Origin of the sequence: Trabulsiella odontotermitis (assembly GCF_001297775.1) — a bacterium.
Lineage (GTDB): Bacteria > Pseudomonadota > Gammaproteobacteria > Enterobacterales > Enterobacteriaceae > Trabulsiella > Trabulsiella odontotermitis.
Window position 1 is genome coordinate 373,880 of record NZ_LIFX01000001.1, and the last position, 15,210, is coordinate 389,089.

The 15,210-nt window shown below is 54.8% G+C and carries 11 protein-coding genes and 1 rRNA gene; 8 read left to right on the plus strand and 4 right to left on the minus strand.

The genetic code is table 11. The annotated features are described in order from the left end of the window. Positions 1-6: 6 nt before the first annotated feature. Positions 7-1,458 (minus strand): ATPase RavA stimulator ViaA, encoded by a 1,452-nt coding sequence (viaA, locus tag AOY23_RS01755; protein ID WP_054178122.1) that lies wholly within the window; start codon positions 1,456-1,458, stop codon positions 7-9. Further along, positions 1,452-2,951, minus strand: a complete 1,500-nt coding sequence (gene ravA / locus AOY23_RS01760; protein WP_054178123.1) for an ATPase RavA — start codon at positions 2,949-2,951, stop codon at positions 1,452-1,454. Before ravA ends, viaA begins: the two co-directional genes overlap by 7 nt. A gap of 222 nt (positions 2,952-3,173) precedes the next feature. Between ravA and kup the strand changes: the two genes are divergently transcribed. From kup to rbsR, 7 genes are all read left to right on the plus strand, one after another. Beyond that, entirely contained in the window at positions 3,174-5,045 is a 1,872-nt protein-coding gene (gene kup, locus AOY23_RS01765) for a low affinity potassium transporter Kup (protein WP_054178124.1), read from the plus strand. Between the two features lie 187 nt (positions 5,046-5,232). Next, positions 5,233-5,652 carry a D-ribose pyranase gene (rbsD, locus tag AOY23_RS01770; RefSeq protein ID WP_054178125.1) on the plus strand — a complete coding sequence of 140 codons (420 nt, stop codon included), beginning with the start codon at positions 5,233-5,235 and terminating at the stop codon, positions 5,650-5,652. 7 nt (positions 5,653-5,659) lie between these two features. Continuing rightward, positions 5,660-7,165 carry a ribose ABC transporter ATP-binding protein RbsA gene (gene rbsA / locus AOY23_RS01775; protein WP_054178126.1) on the plus strand — a complete coding sequence of 502 codons (1,506 nt, stop codon included), beginning with the start codon at positions 5,660-5,662 and terminating at the stop codon, positions 7,163-7,165. A 5-nt stretch (positions 7,166-7,170) separates the two neighbouring features. Further along, positions 7,171-8,136 carry a ribose ABC transporter permease gene (rbsC, locus tag AOY23_RS01780; RefSeq protein ID WP_038161362.1) on the plus strand — a complete coding sequence of 322 codons (966 nt, stop codon included), beginning with the start codon at positions 7,171-7,173 and terminating at the stop codon, positions 8,134-8,136. 25 nt (positions 8,137-8,161) lie between these two features. Beyond that, positions 8,162-9,052, plus strand: coding sequence for a ribose ABC transporter substrate-binding protein RbsB (gene rbsB, locus AOY23_RS01785; protein WP_054178127.1), 891 nt, complete (start codon positions 8,162-8,164; stop codon positions 9,050-9,052). Between the two features lie 106 nt (positions 9,053-9,158). Next, a complete protein-coding gene (gene rbsK / locus AOY23_RS01790; RefSeq protein WP_054178128.1) occupies positions 9,159-10,088 on the plus strand; it encodes a ribokinase in 930 nt (309 codons plus the stop codon). Between the two features lie 3 nt (positions 10,089-10,091). Continuing rightward, positions 10,092-11,084, plus strand: coding sequence for a ribose operon transcriptional repressor RbsR (gene rbsR, locus AOY23_RS01795; RefSeq protein WP_152958349.1), 993 nt, complete (start codon positions 10,092-10,094; stop codon positions 11,082-11,084). Here rbsR and mdtD read toward each other — a convergent pair. Together mdtD and AOY23_RS01805 are read right to left on the minus strand one after the other, a co-directional pair. Then, complete coding sequence (gene mdtD / locus AOY23_RS01800; protein ID WP_054178130.1) at positions 11,081-12,478, minus strand: multidrug transporter subunit MdtD; 1,398 nt, start codon at positions 12,476-12,478, stop codon at positions 11,081-11,083. The two genes, rbsR and mdtD, sit on opposite strands and share 4 nt — an antisense overlap. Positions 12,479-12,488: 10 nt before the next feature. Further along, a complete protein-coding gene (locus AOY23_RS01805) occupies positions 12,489-13,193 on the minus strand; it encodes a FadR/GntR family transcriptional regulator (protein WP_054178131.1) in 705 nt (234 codons plus the stop codon). A gap of 458 nt (positions 13,194-13,651) precedes the next feature. On the opposite strand from AOY23_RS01805, the gene AOY23_RS01810 reads away from it, so the two are divergent. Beyond that, positions 13,652-15,193: ribosomal RNA gene (locus AOY23_RS01810) — 16S ribosomal RNA — on the plus strand. Positions 15,194-15,210 lie beyond the last annotated feature (17 nt).

The following is a 15,210-nucleotide window of genomic DNA, read 5'->3' on the forward strand; positions in this document are numbered from 1 at the left end:
TAACGATTAACGCCGCCAGCGACGCAGCAGGCGGCTACGCAACCCGGTATCAAAGCGCCAGATATGATCGAAAATGCGCATGATGCCGGGTTTGCCATGTGTGGACATCGCCACGGCGTGAAAACGGTGCTGATGAACCCGCTGCAGATCCTTCACTTTACTCACCACATCATCCGGCAGTCGCTGGGCGATAAAATCGGAGATCACCACCGCATCGGCATCCGCCCACGCCGTTTCCTGCATTCTTTCGATAATGGCGCGAAAACAGCTGGCGATATCTGTGCCGCCACGAAAACGCTGGCTTAAAAAACGGATCGCCTGTTCCAGCCCCTGACGACCGGAGAGTTCGTAGCGCACCACTTCGCTGGAAAACAGCATAATAAAGCAGCGACGGTTATCCGCCAGCGCCACACGCATCAGCGCCAGGCAGAAAGCTTTCGCACACTGCTCGTTAAAACCACCCATCGAACCCGACGTATCCACGCAGACAATAAACGGCCCGCGCGGTTGCTGTTCGACATCCTGATGCACCACCGGACGTTCGCTGATTTTTTCCCGCCAGGCATCGCCATGCAGGCGATAGGTCAGCAACTGCTTTTCCACCAGCCGACGATAAAATTCATACTCCAGTTCGGTAATGCCGAGCGTGGCCAGCTCCGGCGGTAAAAGTCGCAAAATATCATCGCTTCGCTGTAGTCCATCGACCTGCTCCGGCACTGTAGCCGGTTCGCGCACCAGCGTGCGAAAGGTCTCCATGGGCGCGTCTTTTTTGGGAACGGATTTCGCTTCCCGCGAACGCCCGAGCTGCTCGGCAAGCTGCATCAGTTCGGGCTGCTGGCTCAAAAACTCGCCGTATTTCACGATCAACTGATAGTCGCCGCGTTTGAGCTGCCCGGCGCTCATGTCCCACAGACGCCCGGCGGCGTTTTCATTTTCCACCAGCACCGGCTCAAGCTGACCACTTAAGGTCATTCGTTCCTGTACCTCGCTCAGCAACTGCTCGCGTTCCTCTTCCAGCAACTGCTGATTCAGGGAGGTGGTCTGCACGACCAGGCTTAATCGCCAGCGCTGCAAAAACAGGGTATGCAGCGCGGGGGTGAATGTGGCATTGCTGTCCACCAGATGTTGCGCCTGGGCGGCAAACGGCGACTGGAGTTTCTGCAGCAACGCCAGTATTTGCGGCAGCGCGACGACAAATTGCGTTGTGGAAAGAAGCTGGCTCTGCTGATAACAAAGCACCTCTTCCTCCAGATCCGGCGGCACGCTGGTGTCTTTTAACCGGCTTTTTAGCGCGTCGCGCCAGCGCGGGAGATCGCTGGCGATCGCGTTTTTCAGTCGGGGGAATTTTTCAAAAAAGAGCGCCAGCTGCGGTGATGCCAGCAGCGCGAGGATCATCTCATCGATTAACCCCTCTTCACTGACCGCCAGCATCACATTTAGCGTATCCAGCGTCAGCATTGACGAGCCTGTTTAATCTGCGCTCCAACGTCCTGTAGGCTGGCTTCAATGCGACCTAACCAGTCGCGATGGATGAACAGGCATTTCTGCTGTTCGCTGAAGCGGTTATGTTGCTGGTGCCATGTTTCGTCGAGCGCATCCAGCTGCTGTTTGATCTCCGCAGGCATGTTTTCTTGCGATTCGGCACCGGGCAGCGCGAGGCGGGAACCCTGCAGGCTGACGTCACGAACCACCAGATGCAGGCTGGTGTCGACTTCGAGGTTAATTATCTGCGCAAAGCCAATCCCGTTCAGCTTGCCACGGATCTCGCCGCCTTTCTCAAGCCACAACTCCAGCACCGCACGCTCAAAGGTAATATGAACCACGTTAATATCATGCAGTTTCAGCGGCTGTTGAAGCAGCAGTATCAGCGTGCTGTCCTTGATATCGCCGGGCAGTTCGTAATGTGGTTTACGGCTGAACATCCCGCCGACACGGGTGACTTTGAGCGCTGTTTTATCACTCTGTTGCTGCTGGATCTGGATGCGTTGCTGCACAATTGCGCCGAGGCGGGTCAGCATCATCTGCTGTTGCCAGGCGTGCCCGGTCATCAAAATTTCCAGCTGCTGCTGCATCAGATTCATGCTTTCTGCGTCATACCACAGGCAGTCTTTCAGCAGGATAAGATCGATGGGCGCGATGGCGTCACGTCCACTGAAAAAGGCACTGGCCTGCAGCAGACGGATCGCTTTTTTCCAGCGCCGATCGGAAACATACGGCGCGCCGGGTAGCGCATCCAGTTGCTGGCGCAACTGGTAAATCAGATCGAAGACGCTGTCGGTCAGCGTGATGTCGCCAATGGCTTTCTGCCACTGCACAAATTCTACATCAGTGACCTGCAAACCGGCGGGCACCGGGTTTTCGCTTTCATCCACCTGACTGACCAGCATCGAGCGGAAATTGCCCTTTTCCTGGACTTTATCGAGCCACAGGCGAATCAGCATACGGTCATAAAGCGCTTCCAGGCTGCTGTCCGCTTCCGGCAGTTCGTTGGACGCCGCCACCAGCAGACGCATGGGGATTTTTTCTTCGTGGGCGCCGTTACGAAAGCTGCGCTCGTTGATTGCGGTCAGTAAGGTGTTCAGAATGGCCGGGCCGGCTTTCCAGATCTCATCGAGAAAAACGATTTCCGCTTCCGGTAAATAGCCGGCGGTAAGACGTTCATAACGGCCTTCGTCTTTCAGCGCCTGAATGGACAGCGGACCAAACACCTCTTCCGGTGTGGAAAAACGGGTCATCAGATATTCAAATGCGCGCGCGTGCTGAAAGGCGTATTTCAGGCGGCGGGCGATAAGACTTTTGGCGATACCTGGGGGGCCGAGCAGAAAAACACTCTCGCCACAAAGCGCCGCCAGCAGGCACAGGCGGATAGCGTGGCTGCGTTCATAGAGCCCTTTTTCCAGCGCTCCGCTCAGCCGGGAAATTCTTTCCGCCAACAGATGTGATTGAGCCATAATTGATTTGCGTCCTTTCGCCGAAAACCGGCTAATTGAGCGAGTATAGCCGCTCAGGATTATCGGTGGTACCCGGTGCCGACGCTGCGCTTTTTTTATTTGAGCCAGGTTAACATGAATTCAGTTAGGGGTACGATTTTGCGATTAATCGTGCATACTGTGCGCCTTTTTGTGGGCCAAGGGACCAGGCACTCATTTGTTTTATAAACGAAAGAAGAGTCTATGAGTACTGATAATAAGCAATCGTTGCCTGCGATTACGCTCGCAGCCATTGGCGTGGTATACGGTGACATTGGTACCAGCCCGCTGTATACGCTTCGTGAATGTCTGTCCGGGCAGTTCGGTTTTGGCGTAGAACGTGATGCGGTATTTGGATTTCTGTCACTGATTTTCTGGCTGCTGATTTTTACGGTCTCTATCAAATACATCACCTTTGTGATGCGAGCGGATAACGCCGGTGAAGGCGGTATTCTGACGCTGATGTCACTGGCCGGGCGCAACACGTCGGCAAGAACCACGTCAGTGCTGGTGATCCTCGGCCTGATAGGCGGCAGCTTTTTTTATGGCGAGGTGGTGATTACCCCGGCGATTTCGGTGATGTCCGCTATCGAGGGGCTGGAGATCATTGCTCCCCAACTGGATTCCTGGATAGTCCCCATTTCCATCATCGTCCTCACATTACTCTTTGTGATCCAAAAGCATGGTACCGGTATGGTCGGCAAACTGTTTGCTCCGATTATGCTGATCTGGTTCCTGCTGCTGGCCGTGCTGGGGTTGCGGAGCATTATCGCCAACCCGGATGTGCTGCATGCGCTGAACCCTTACTGGGCGGTGCATTTCTTCCTTGAATTCAAAACGGTGTCTTTCGTGGCGCTGGGCGCGGTGGTACTGGCGATCACCGGTGTCGAAGCGCTGTATGCGGATATGGGCCATTTCGGCAAGCTGCCGATTCGCGTGGCCTGGTTTACGGTGGTATTGCCGTCACTGGTGCTGAACTATTTTGGCCAGGGCGCACTGCTGCTGGATCACCCTGAAGCGATTAAAAACCCGTTCTTCCTGCTGGCGCCGGAATGGGCGCTGGTACCGATGCTGATCATTGCTACCCTGGCGACGGTGATTGCGTCACAGGCGGTGATTTCCGGCGTCTTTTCACTAACCCGCCAGGCGGTGCGTCTCGGGTATCTGTCACCGATGCGCATTATTCACACCTCGGAAATGGAATCCGGCCAGATTTACATCCCGTTCATCAACTGGCTGCTGTACTTTGCCGTGGTGCTGGTCATCGTCAGCTTTGAACATTCAAGCAACCTGGCGGCGGCCTACGGGATTGCAGTGACCGGCACGATGGTACTGACCTCGATTCTTTCTGCTACGGTGGCGCGGAAAAACTGGAACTGGAACAAGTACCTGGTGGGGCTTATCCTGCTGTCGTTCCTGTTTGTCGATGTGCCGCTGTTCTCCGCGAACCTGGATAAACTGCTCTCCGGCGGCTGGCTGCCGTTAAGCCTCGGTATCGTGATGTTCCTGGTGATGACGACCTGGAAAAGCGAGCGCTTCCGTCTGCTGCGTCGCATGCATGAACACGGTAATTCTCTGGAAGCGATGATTGCCTCGCTGGAGAAATCACCACCAGTGCGTGTGCCGGGTACCGCGGTCTATATGTCCCGCGCGCTGAACGTGATCCCCTTTGCGATGCTGCATAACCTGAAGCACAACAAGGTGCTGCATGAGCGCGTGATCCTGCTGACATTGCGCACCGAAGATGCGCCGTATGTCCACAACGTGCGTCGTGTGCAGATAGAACAGCTGTCGCCGTCGTTCTGGCGGGTGGTGGCCAGCTACGGCTGGCGTGAAACGCCGAACGTGGAAGAAGTTTTCCACCGTTGTGGTCTGGAAGGGCTCAGTTGCCGGATGATGGAAACGTCATTCTTTATGTCACATGAGTCGTTGATCCTCGGTGATGACCGGCCGTGGTACCTGCGGTTGCGCGGGAAGCTCTATCTTCTGTTGCAGCGCAACGCCCTGCGCGCGCCGGATCAATTTGAAATTCCACCAAACCGCGTTATTGAGCTCGGTACTCAGGTCGAGATTTAACGCGCGCACTGCTGCCGGGTGGCGCTTCGCTTACCCGGCAGCCTGAAACCTCGCTTTCATTTCCGACTAATTTCACTTTGCGAAACGTTTCGATGCCGATCACATTTCTATAACGTCATGATGGTTTTCTGAGCGCCACTACGCTAAAACTATTATCAGCGAAACGTTTCGCTAGTGGAGTCAAAAAATGAAGAAAGGTATCGTTCTTAACGCTGAGATCTCCTCGGTTATTTCCCGTCTTGGGCATACTGATACGCTGGTGGTGTGTGATGCAGGCTTACCTGTCCCACACAGCACCGAACGCATCGATATGGCACTCACCCACGGCGTACCTTCGTTTATGCAGGTTCTGGAAGTGGTTACTACGGAGATGCAGGTCGAGAAAGCGATTCTGGCGGAAGAGATTAAACAACATAATCCGCAACTCCATGAAGCGTTGCTCAAACACATCGAGCGACTGCAGCAGCACCAGGGAAACACCATTGAAATTCGTTACACCACCCATGAACAGTTCAAACAACAAACCGCGCTAAGTCAGGCGGTTATTCGCAGCGGGGAGTGTTCCCCGTATGCGAATATTATTCTTTGTGCTGGCGTCACTTTCTGAGGCCACCATGGACGCATTACTGCAACTCAAAGGCATCGACAAAGCATTCCCGGGGGTTAAAGCCCTGTCCGGCGCGTCTCTGAACGTCTACCCCGGTCGCGTGATGGCGCTGGTGGGTGAAAACGGCGCGGGCAAATCCACGATGATGAAAGTGCTGACGGGGATCTACACCCGTGATGCCGGTTCGTTGTTATGGCTCGGTAAAGAAACCACCTTTACCGGGCCAAAATCTTCTCAGGAAGCGGGGATTGGCATTATCCATCAGGAACTGAACCTGATCCCGCAACTCACCATTGCAGAAAACATTTTCCTCGGCCGCGAGTTTATAAACCGCTTCGGCAAAATCGACTGGAAAATGATGTTCGCCGAAGCAGACAAACTGCTGGCGAAGCTGAATTTACGCTTTAAGAGCGACCGCATGGTGGGCGATTTGTCGATTGGCGATCAGCAGATGGTGGAAATTGCCAAAGTGCTGAGTTTTGAATCGAAAGTCATCATTATGGATGAGCCGACCGATGCACTCACAGATACCGAAACCGAATCCCTGTTCCGCGTCATCCGCGAGCTGAAATCGCAGGGGCGCGGGATTGTCTACATTTCCCATCGTCTGAAAGAAATCTTCGAGATTTGCGATGATGTCACCGTCTTTCGTGACGGGCAGTTTATCGCGGAACGCGAGGTTTCCTCGCTCACTGAAGATCAACTGATCGAGATGATGGTGGGACGTAAGCTGGAAGAACAGTATCCCCATCTTGCGAAAGCGCCGGGTGAAATCCGTATGAAGGTGGATAACCTCTGCGGGCCGGGCGTGAACGATGTGTCATTTACCCTGCGCAAAGGCGAAATTCTTGGTGTCGCCGGGCTGATGGGCGCCGGGCGTACCGAACTGATGAAAGTGCTGTACGGCGCGTTGCCGCGCACCAGCGGTTACGTCACGCTCGACGGACACGAAGTGGTGACCCGCTCGCCACAGGATGGCCTCGCCAACGGCATTGTGTATATCTCTGAAGACCGCAAGCGCGACGGCCTCGTGCTGGGCATGTCGGTGAAAGAAAACATGTCGCTGACGGCGCTGCGTTATTTCAGCCGTAACGGCGGTGGCATTAAACATAAAGACGAGCAGCAGGCGGTGAGCGATTTTATTCGCCTGTTTAACGTCAAAACCCCGTCGATGGAACAGGCGATTGGCCTGCTGTCCGGCGGTAACCAGCAAAAAGTGGCGATTGCCCGTGGGCTGATGACCCGCCCGAAGGTGCTGATCCTCGATGAGCCGACCCGCGGCGTTGACGTGGGGGCCAAAAAAGAGATCTACCAGTTAATAAACCAGTTCAAAGCCGATGGCCTGAGCATCATTCTGGTCTCCTCCGAGATGCCGGAAGTGTTAGGCATGAGCGATCGCATCATGGTGATGCATGAAGGGCATCTCGGCGGTGAATTCACACGCGAGCAGGCCACTCAGGAAGTGTTGATGGCTGCCGCTGTGGGCAAGCTTAACCGTGTGAATCAGGAGTAAAAAAGATGACTACCTCGGCTGTTTCTGGGCGCCGTTATTTCACTAAGGCGTGGCTGATGGAGCAAAAATCGCTGATCGCCCTGCTGGTGCTGATCGCGATTGTGTCGGCCATGAGCCCCAACTTTTTTACCATCAACAACCTGTTCAACATTCTGCAGCAAACTTCCGTTAACGCCATTATGGCGGTTGGCATGACGCTGGTGATCCTGACATCCGGGATCGACTTGTCCGTCGGTTCGTTGCTGGCGCTGACCGGTGCGGTGGCGGCATCGATTGTCGGTATTGAAGTTAACGCGCTGGTGGCCGTCGCGGCAGCGCTGGCGCTGGGTGCGGCGATTGGCGCAGTGACCGGGGTGATTGTCGCTAAAGGTCGCGTGCAGGCGTTTATCGCTACACTGGTCATGATGTTGCTGCTGCGCGGCGTGACGCTGGTTTATACCAACGGTAGCCCGATCAATACCGGGTTTACCGATAACGCGGATCTGTTTGGCTGGTTCGGTATCGGTCGCCTGCTGGGCGTTCCGGCACCGGTCTGGATCATGGCGATTGTCTTTATCGCCGCCTGGTACATGCTGCATCACACGCGTCTGGGGCGTTACATCTACGCGCTCGGCGGTAATGAAGCAGCAACGCGTCTGTCGGGTATTAACGTCAATAAAATCAAGATTATCGTCTATTCTTTGTGTGGTTTGTTGGCTTCACTGGCAGGCATTATCGAAGTGGCGCGTCTCTCTTCCGCGCAACCGACAGCAGGGACAGGCTATGAACTGGACGCCATCGCGGCCGTTGTGCTCGGCGGAACCAGTCTGGCTGGCGGTAAAGGTCGTATTGTCGGGACCCTGATTGGTGCGTTAATCCTCGGTTTCCTGAACAATGGTTTGAATTTGTTAGGTGTTTCCTCCTATTACCAGATGATCGTCAAAGCGGTGGTGATTTTGCTGGCGGTGCTGGTAGACAACAAAAAGCAGTAATAATCGACTACAGGACATCTCAGATATGAACATGAAAAAACTGGCTACTCTGGTTTCAGCTGTGGCACTGAGCGCCACCGTAAGCGCCAACGTAATGGCAAAAGATACCATCGCACTGGTGATCTCCACGCTGAATAACCCGTTCTTCGTATCGCTGAAAGACGGGGCGCAGAAAGAAGCTGACAAACTGGGCTACGACCTGGTGGTTCTGGATTCTCAGAACAACCCGGCGAAAGAGCTGGCTAACGTGCAGGACCTGACCGTTCGCGGCACCAAACTGCTGCTGATCAACCCGACCGATTCCGACGCTGTCGGTAACGCCGTGAAAATGGCAAACCAGGCGAAAATCCCGGTAATTACCCTTGACCGTGTGGCCTCAAAAGGCGACGTCGTGAGCCATATCGCCTCTGACAACGTGTTAGGCGGCAAAATCGCCGGTGACTATATCGCTAAGAAAGCCGGTGAAGGCGCGAAAGTGATCGAACTGCAGGGGATTGCCGGGACATCCGCAGCGCGTGAGCGTGGCGAAGGCTTCCAGCAGGCTGTTGCTGCACACAAATTTAACGTACTGGCCAGCCAGCCGGCTGACTTCGACCGTACTAAAGGTCTGAACGTAATGCAGAACCTGCTGACCGCGCACCCGGACGTACAGGCTGTGTTTGCTCAGAACGACGAAATGGCATTGGGTGCATTGCGCGCATTGCAGACCGCAGGTAAATCCGATGTGATGGTGGTTGGATTTGACGGTACTCCTGATGGCGAAAAAGCAGTAAATGATGGCAAACTGGCAGCGACTATCGCTCAGCTTCCTGAGCAGATCGGCGCTCAAGGCGTTGACACTGCGGATAAGGTACTGAAAGGCGAGAAGGTTCAGGCCAAATATCCGGTTGACCTGAAACTGGTCATCAAGCAGTAATAAGCGATTCAGGTTGTTCGCAGCCTGAGGGACAACGTATAAAGAAAAGCAGGGCATGCGCCACCGGCGTTCTCAACGGTGGCGCACTTTACCGGACACACTCAAAATGAAAACCGCAGGCAACCTCGTCGTCCTTGGCAGTATTAATGCCGATCACATTCTTAACCTTGAAACGTTCCCGACACCTGGCGAAACCGTTACCGGCAACCATTATCAGGTGGCGTTCGGCGGTAAAGGCGCAAACCAGGCGGTGGCCGCCGGGCGTAGTGGCGCGAAAATCGCCTTTATCGCCTGTACCGGCGATGATGACACCGGCGTTCGCGTACGCAAGCAACTGGAGAGCGACAACATTGACGTTACGCCTGTCAGCGCGATTCGTGGTGAATCGACCGGCGTCGCGCTGATTTTTGTCAATGCGGAAGGTGAGAATGTCATCGGTATTCATGCAGGTGCTAACGCTGCGCTGTCTACCGCGCTAGTTGAGGCGGAAAAAACGCGTATCGCTCAGGCGGATGCGTTACTGATGCAACTGGAATCCCCGCTGGAGAGCGTCCTGGAGGCGGCAAAAATTGCGCACCAGCACCATACCTCTGTCGTCCTCAACCCGGCGCCAGCCCGCGAATTATCTGACGAGCTGCTGTCGCTGGTAGACATTATTACGCCCAACGAAACCGAAGCGGAAAAGCTGACTGGTATTAGTGTAGAAAATGATGACGATGCCGCGAAAGCCGCCTGCGCGCTGCATGACAAAGGCATCAAAACGGTCATTATCACTCTCGGCAGCCGTGGCGTCTGGGCAAGCGTTGACGGTAAAGGTCAGCGCGTGCCGGGGTTCAAAGTCAAAGCCATTGATACCATCGCTGCGGGAGATACCTTTAACGGCGCGCTGGTGACTGCGCTGCTGGAAGAGAAACCGCTGGACGAGGCGATTCGCTTTGCCCATGCCGCAGCGGCGATTGCCGTCACGCGCAAAGGTGCGCAGCCTTCGGTCCCCTGGCGCAAAGAGATCGACGACTTCTTACGTCAACAGGGGTAACGCGTGGCTACCATGAAGGATGTTGCCCGCGTGGCGGGCGTTTCCACCTCGACGGTTTCACACGTTATCAATAAAGATCGTTTCGTGAGTGAAGCCATCACCGCGAAAGTCGAAGCCGCCATTAAAAACCTCAACTACGCACCCTCTGCGCTGGCGCGTAGCCTTAAGCTCAACCAGACCCGCACCATCGGTATGCTCATTACCGCCAGTACCAACCCGTTCTATTCTGAGCTGGTTCGCGGTGTTGAACGTAGTTGTTTTGAACGTGGTTATAGCCTGGTGCTGTGCAATACGGAAGGCGACGAACAGCGCATGAACCGCAACCTTGAGACGCTGATGCAAAAGCGTGTCGATGGGTTGCTGTTGCTGTGCACCGAAACGCATCAACCTTCGCAAGAGATCATGCATCGTTACCCGTCGGTGCCGATGGTGATGATGGACTGGGCGCCGTTTGATGGTGATTGTGATCTGATTCAGGACAACTCCCTGTTCGGCGGTGAGCTGGCGACGCAGTATCTGATCGACACCGGACACACCCGCATCGCCTGTATTTCAGGCCCGCTGGACAAAACCCCTGCCCGCCTGCGCCTGGAAGGCTACCGCGCGGCGATGCATCGCGCGGGGGTTGAGATAGCTGAAGGGTATGAAATTACCAGCGACTTTGAATTTGGCGGCGGTTTTGAGGCAATGAATGCGCTGCTGGCGCTGCCTGTCCGGCCGGACGCGGTGTTTGCCGGTAACGATGCGATGGCAGTAGGCGCCTATCAGGCGCTGTATCAGGCCGGTTTACGTATTCCGCAGGATATGGCGGTGATTGGTTATGATGATATCGAACTGGCGCGCTACATGACGCCGCCGCTGACGACGGTGCATCAACCGAAAGATGAACTTGGCGAGCTGGCCATCGACGTCCTGATCCATCGAATGGCGCAGCCCGATCAAAAACAGCAGCGCGTGCAACTCACCCCTGAGCTGGTGGTGCGCGGCTCGGTTTAATGCTTGTGGCGTTCTTTAATCAGATTGCGACCATCTTTCGCTTTTAACAGCATAAACGTCAGCGCCGACACCACGGTAATCGCTCCCATCGTAATAAAGGTGTAGTGGAACTGCTCGATGGTGTTGGCATTATCAAACCCGCCATAGAAGCGCAGCACCGCGGCGCTGATAGCAACCCCCAGACTAATCGATAACTGTTGAGTGACGGCTAACAGGCTGTTGCCGCTGCTGGCATTTTCATCCGTCAGATCGGCGAGGGTAATGGTGTTCATCGACGTGAACTGCGTCGACATCGCCATCCCTAAAACAAACAGCGGCAGGAGCAGCATCCAGATGGGCATTGCCGGGGATTGCAGCGAGAACTGGGCGATCATCAGGCCAATAAACACCGTGATCCCGACCAGCGTTCTACGATACCCCAGCGTGCGCAGTACCCGCGTGACCGTCGATTTGGCAATGATCGAACCCACTGCCGTCGGCGCCATCATGCAGCCTGCAATCAATGCCGGATAACCAAACCCAACCTGCAGCATTAGTGGCATCAGAAAGGGGATGCACCCGGTGCCGAGACGCGTAGCGAGGTTGCCCGCAATTCCAACGGAAAACGTCCGCGTTTTAAAAATGGGCAGCGCGATGAGTGGCGTCGGGTGATGGCGTGCGTGGCGGATATAAGCCAGGAGTAACAGCACGCTGGCAAGCACAATGGCTAAGGCTATCCACGTCGCAACGATCTTCTCGCCCAACAACTCCATGCCGCTGGAAAACAGCACCAGGCTCAGGCCAAACAACAGGAAGCCCGACATATCAAAGCCCCGGCGCGGTGTGGTGAAGTTCGGCATATATTTGCGGGCGTATAACAACCCGGCGACGCCAATCGGGATATTAATCAGGAAGATCCAGTGCCATGTCGCCCAGGTCACCAGAACGCCGCCGAGCACTGGCCCGAGAATAGGCCCCACCAGACCCGGCATGGTGACGAAGTTCAGCACCGGCAACAACTCACTGCGCGGATAAGCACGCAGTAACGCGAGACGAGCGACTGGCATCATCATCGCGCCACCAATTCCCTGAATGACGCGAAAGATAACCAGCTCCAGCAACGAACCGGAGAGCGCACAGGCCAGCGAACCCAGCGTAAACAGGCTGACGGCGAGCATAAAGATACGGCGGGTACCAAAGCGATCGGCCAGCCATCCGCTCACCGGGATCAGCATCGCCACCGTGAGGGTGTAGCTGATGATGGCGGACTGCATCGCCAGCGGGGAACGATGCAGGCTTTGCGCGATAGCGGGGAGTGCGGTGTTAAGAATAGTCGCGTCCAGTGCCTGCATAAAAAACGCCATTGCCGCAATCCACGGCAATCCGGCCATGCTGTGCGCTTTCTTCCTGGTCATGCGGTTTCCTTCACTGTACGGTTCCGGTGTGCGGGGTTGTTAATAATGTCTGACACGCCAGTAACGCGCGCTGCCCGTCACCGTCCTGAATGGCGTCAACAATCGCCTGATGGAGATCGAGCTTCACCACTTCGTTTTGCGTAATCGACGTGAAATAGGTGTGATAGACCGAATGGAACAGCGAGGCGAATGAGGTCAGAAAGGGATTAGCACTCATTTCATAAATATGTTCGTGCCAGGCCATGTCGACGTCGATCCAGCGATCGCGGTTGAACTGTTTCTTCAGTTGAACCATTTCGTCCATCAATGTATTGAGTTCTGCTTTCTGTTCCGCGGTACCCTGCGTCGCGGCCAGGAAGCAGGCCTGCGGCTCCAGACTGCTGCGCATCACCAGGAAATGCGTTACCACGGCTTCAAAGTTGTCTTCGGTCAGCCACCAGGCAAGCAGCTCTTTATCCAGAAAGTTCCAGTGGCTTTGCGGCAATACGCGCGTGCCGATCCGTGGACGGGGGAGAACCATGCCTTTGGCGGTCAGCGTTTTGACTGCTTCGCGGACGGCGGTCCGGCTGACGCCGAAGTGTTCACCGAGCTCCATTTCGCCAGGCAGGATGCTACCCGGGGCGTACTCACCGGTTAAAATTTTCTGCGCCAGTTTTTCTGCTAATACCCAGGATATATTCTTCTGGGCTGCCAACTGCTGAGCACTTAAAGACATACATGCCGTTCCTTTTTTGTTTTTTCACTATTTAGTATGCCATTCGATGAGAAAATCCGGCTGATAAAACAGCAGATAGTGCATTTTATGGCAATTTACGTCCTGTATTGGTGAAAAAAAACGCGAACGAAAAGTTTTTTTGAATTTCCTCTTGTCACCTCAGAATTACTCCCTATAATGCGCCTCCACTGACACGGCACAACGGCAAACACACCGGCCTGTCAGGTGAAGTTAACCGAAATAACATGTTGACTTCATAGCGGGAAAGCGTATTATGCACACCCCGCGCCGCTGACAAAAAGCGAAGCGGCACTGCTCTTTAACAATTTATCAGACAATCTGTGTGGGCACTCGGAGTGACATGGATTCTTAACGTCTTCGGACGAAAAATGAATACCAAGTCTCAAAGAGTGAACACGTAATTCATTACGAAGTTTAATTCTTAGAGCATCAAACTTGAATTGAAGAGTTTGATCATGGCTCAGATTGAACGCTGGCGGCAGGCCTAACACATGCAAGTCGAGCGGCAGCGGGGGAAAGCTTGCTTTCCCGCCGGCGAGCGGCGGACGGGTGAGTAATGTCTGGGAAACTGCCTGATGGAGGGGGATAACTACTGGAAACGGTAGCTAATACCGCATAACGTCTTCGGACCAAAGTGGGGGACCTTCGGGCCTCATGCCATCAGATGTGCCCAGATGGGATTAGCTAGTAGGTGGGGTAACGGCTCACCTAGGCGACGATCCCTAGCTGGTCTGAGAGGATGACCAGCCACACTGGAACTGAGACACGGTCCAGACTCCTACGGGAGGCAGCAGTGGGGAATATTGCACAATGGGCGCAAGCCTGATGCAGCCATGCCGCGTGTATGAAGAAGGCCTTCGGGTTGTAAAGTACTTTCAGCGGGGAGGAAGGTGTTGTGGTTAATAACCGCAGCAATTGACGTTACCCGCAGAAGAAGCACCGGCTAACTCCGTGCCAGCAGCCGCGGTAATACGGAGGGTGCAAGCGTTAATCGGAATTACTGGGCGTAAAGCGCACGCAGGCGGTCTGTCAAGTCGGATGTGAAATCCCCGGGCTCAACCCGGGAACTGCATCCGAAACTGGCAGGCTTGAGTCTTGTAGAGGGGGGTAGAATTCCAGGTGTAGCGGTGAAATGCGTAGAGATCTGGAGGAATACCGGTGGCGAAGGCGGCCCCCTGGACAAAGACTGACGCTCAGGTGCGAAAGCGTGGGGAGCAAACAGGATTAGATACCCTGGTAGTCCACGCCGTAAACGATGTCGACTTGGAGGTTGTGCCCTTGAGGCGTGGCTTCCGGAGCTAACGCGTTAAGTCGACCGCCTGGGGAGTACGGCCGCAAGGTTAAAACTCAAATGAATTGACGGGGGCCCGCACAAGCGGTGGAGCATGTGGTTTAATTCGATGCAACGCGAAGAACCTTACCTGGTCTTGACATCCACGGAAGTTTTCAGAGATGAGAATGTGCCTTCGGGAACCGTGAGACAGGTGCTGCATGGCTGTCGTCAGCTCGTGTTGTGAAATGTTGGGTTAAGTCCCGCAACGAGCGCAACCCTTATCCTTTGTTGCCAGCGGTCCGGCCGGGAACTCAAAGGAGACTGCCAGTGATAAACTGGAGGAAGGTGGGGATGACGTCAAGTCATCATGGCCCTTACGACCAGGGCTACACACGTGCTACAATGGCATATACAAAGAGAAGCGACCTCGCGAGAGCAAGCGGACCTCATAAAGTATGTCGTAGTCCGGACTGGAGTCTGCAACTCGACTCCACGAAGTCGGAATCGCTAGTAATCGTGGATCAGAATGCCACGGTGAATACGTTCCCGGGCCTTGTACACACCGCCCGTCACACCATGGGAGTGGGTTGCAAAAGAAGTAGGTAGCTTAACCTTCGGGAGGGCGCTTACCACTTTGTGATTCATGACTGGGGTGAAGTCGTAACAAGGTAACCGTAGGGGAACCTGCGGTTGGATCACCTCCTTACCTGAAAGAACCTGCCT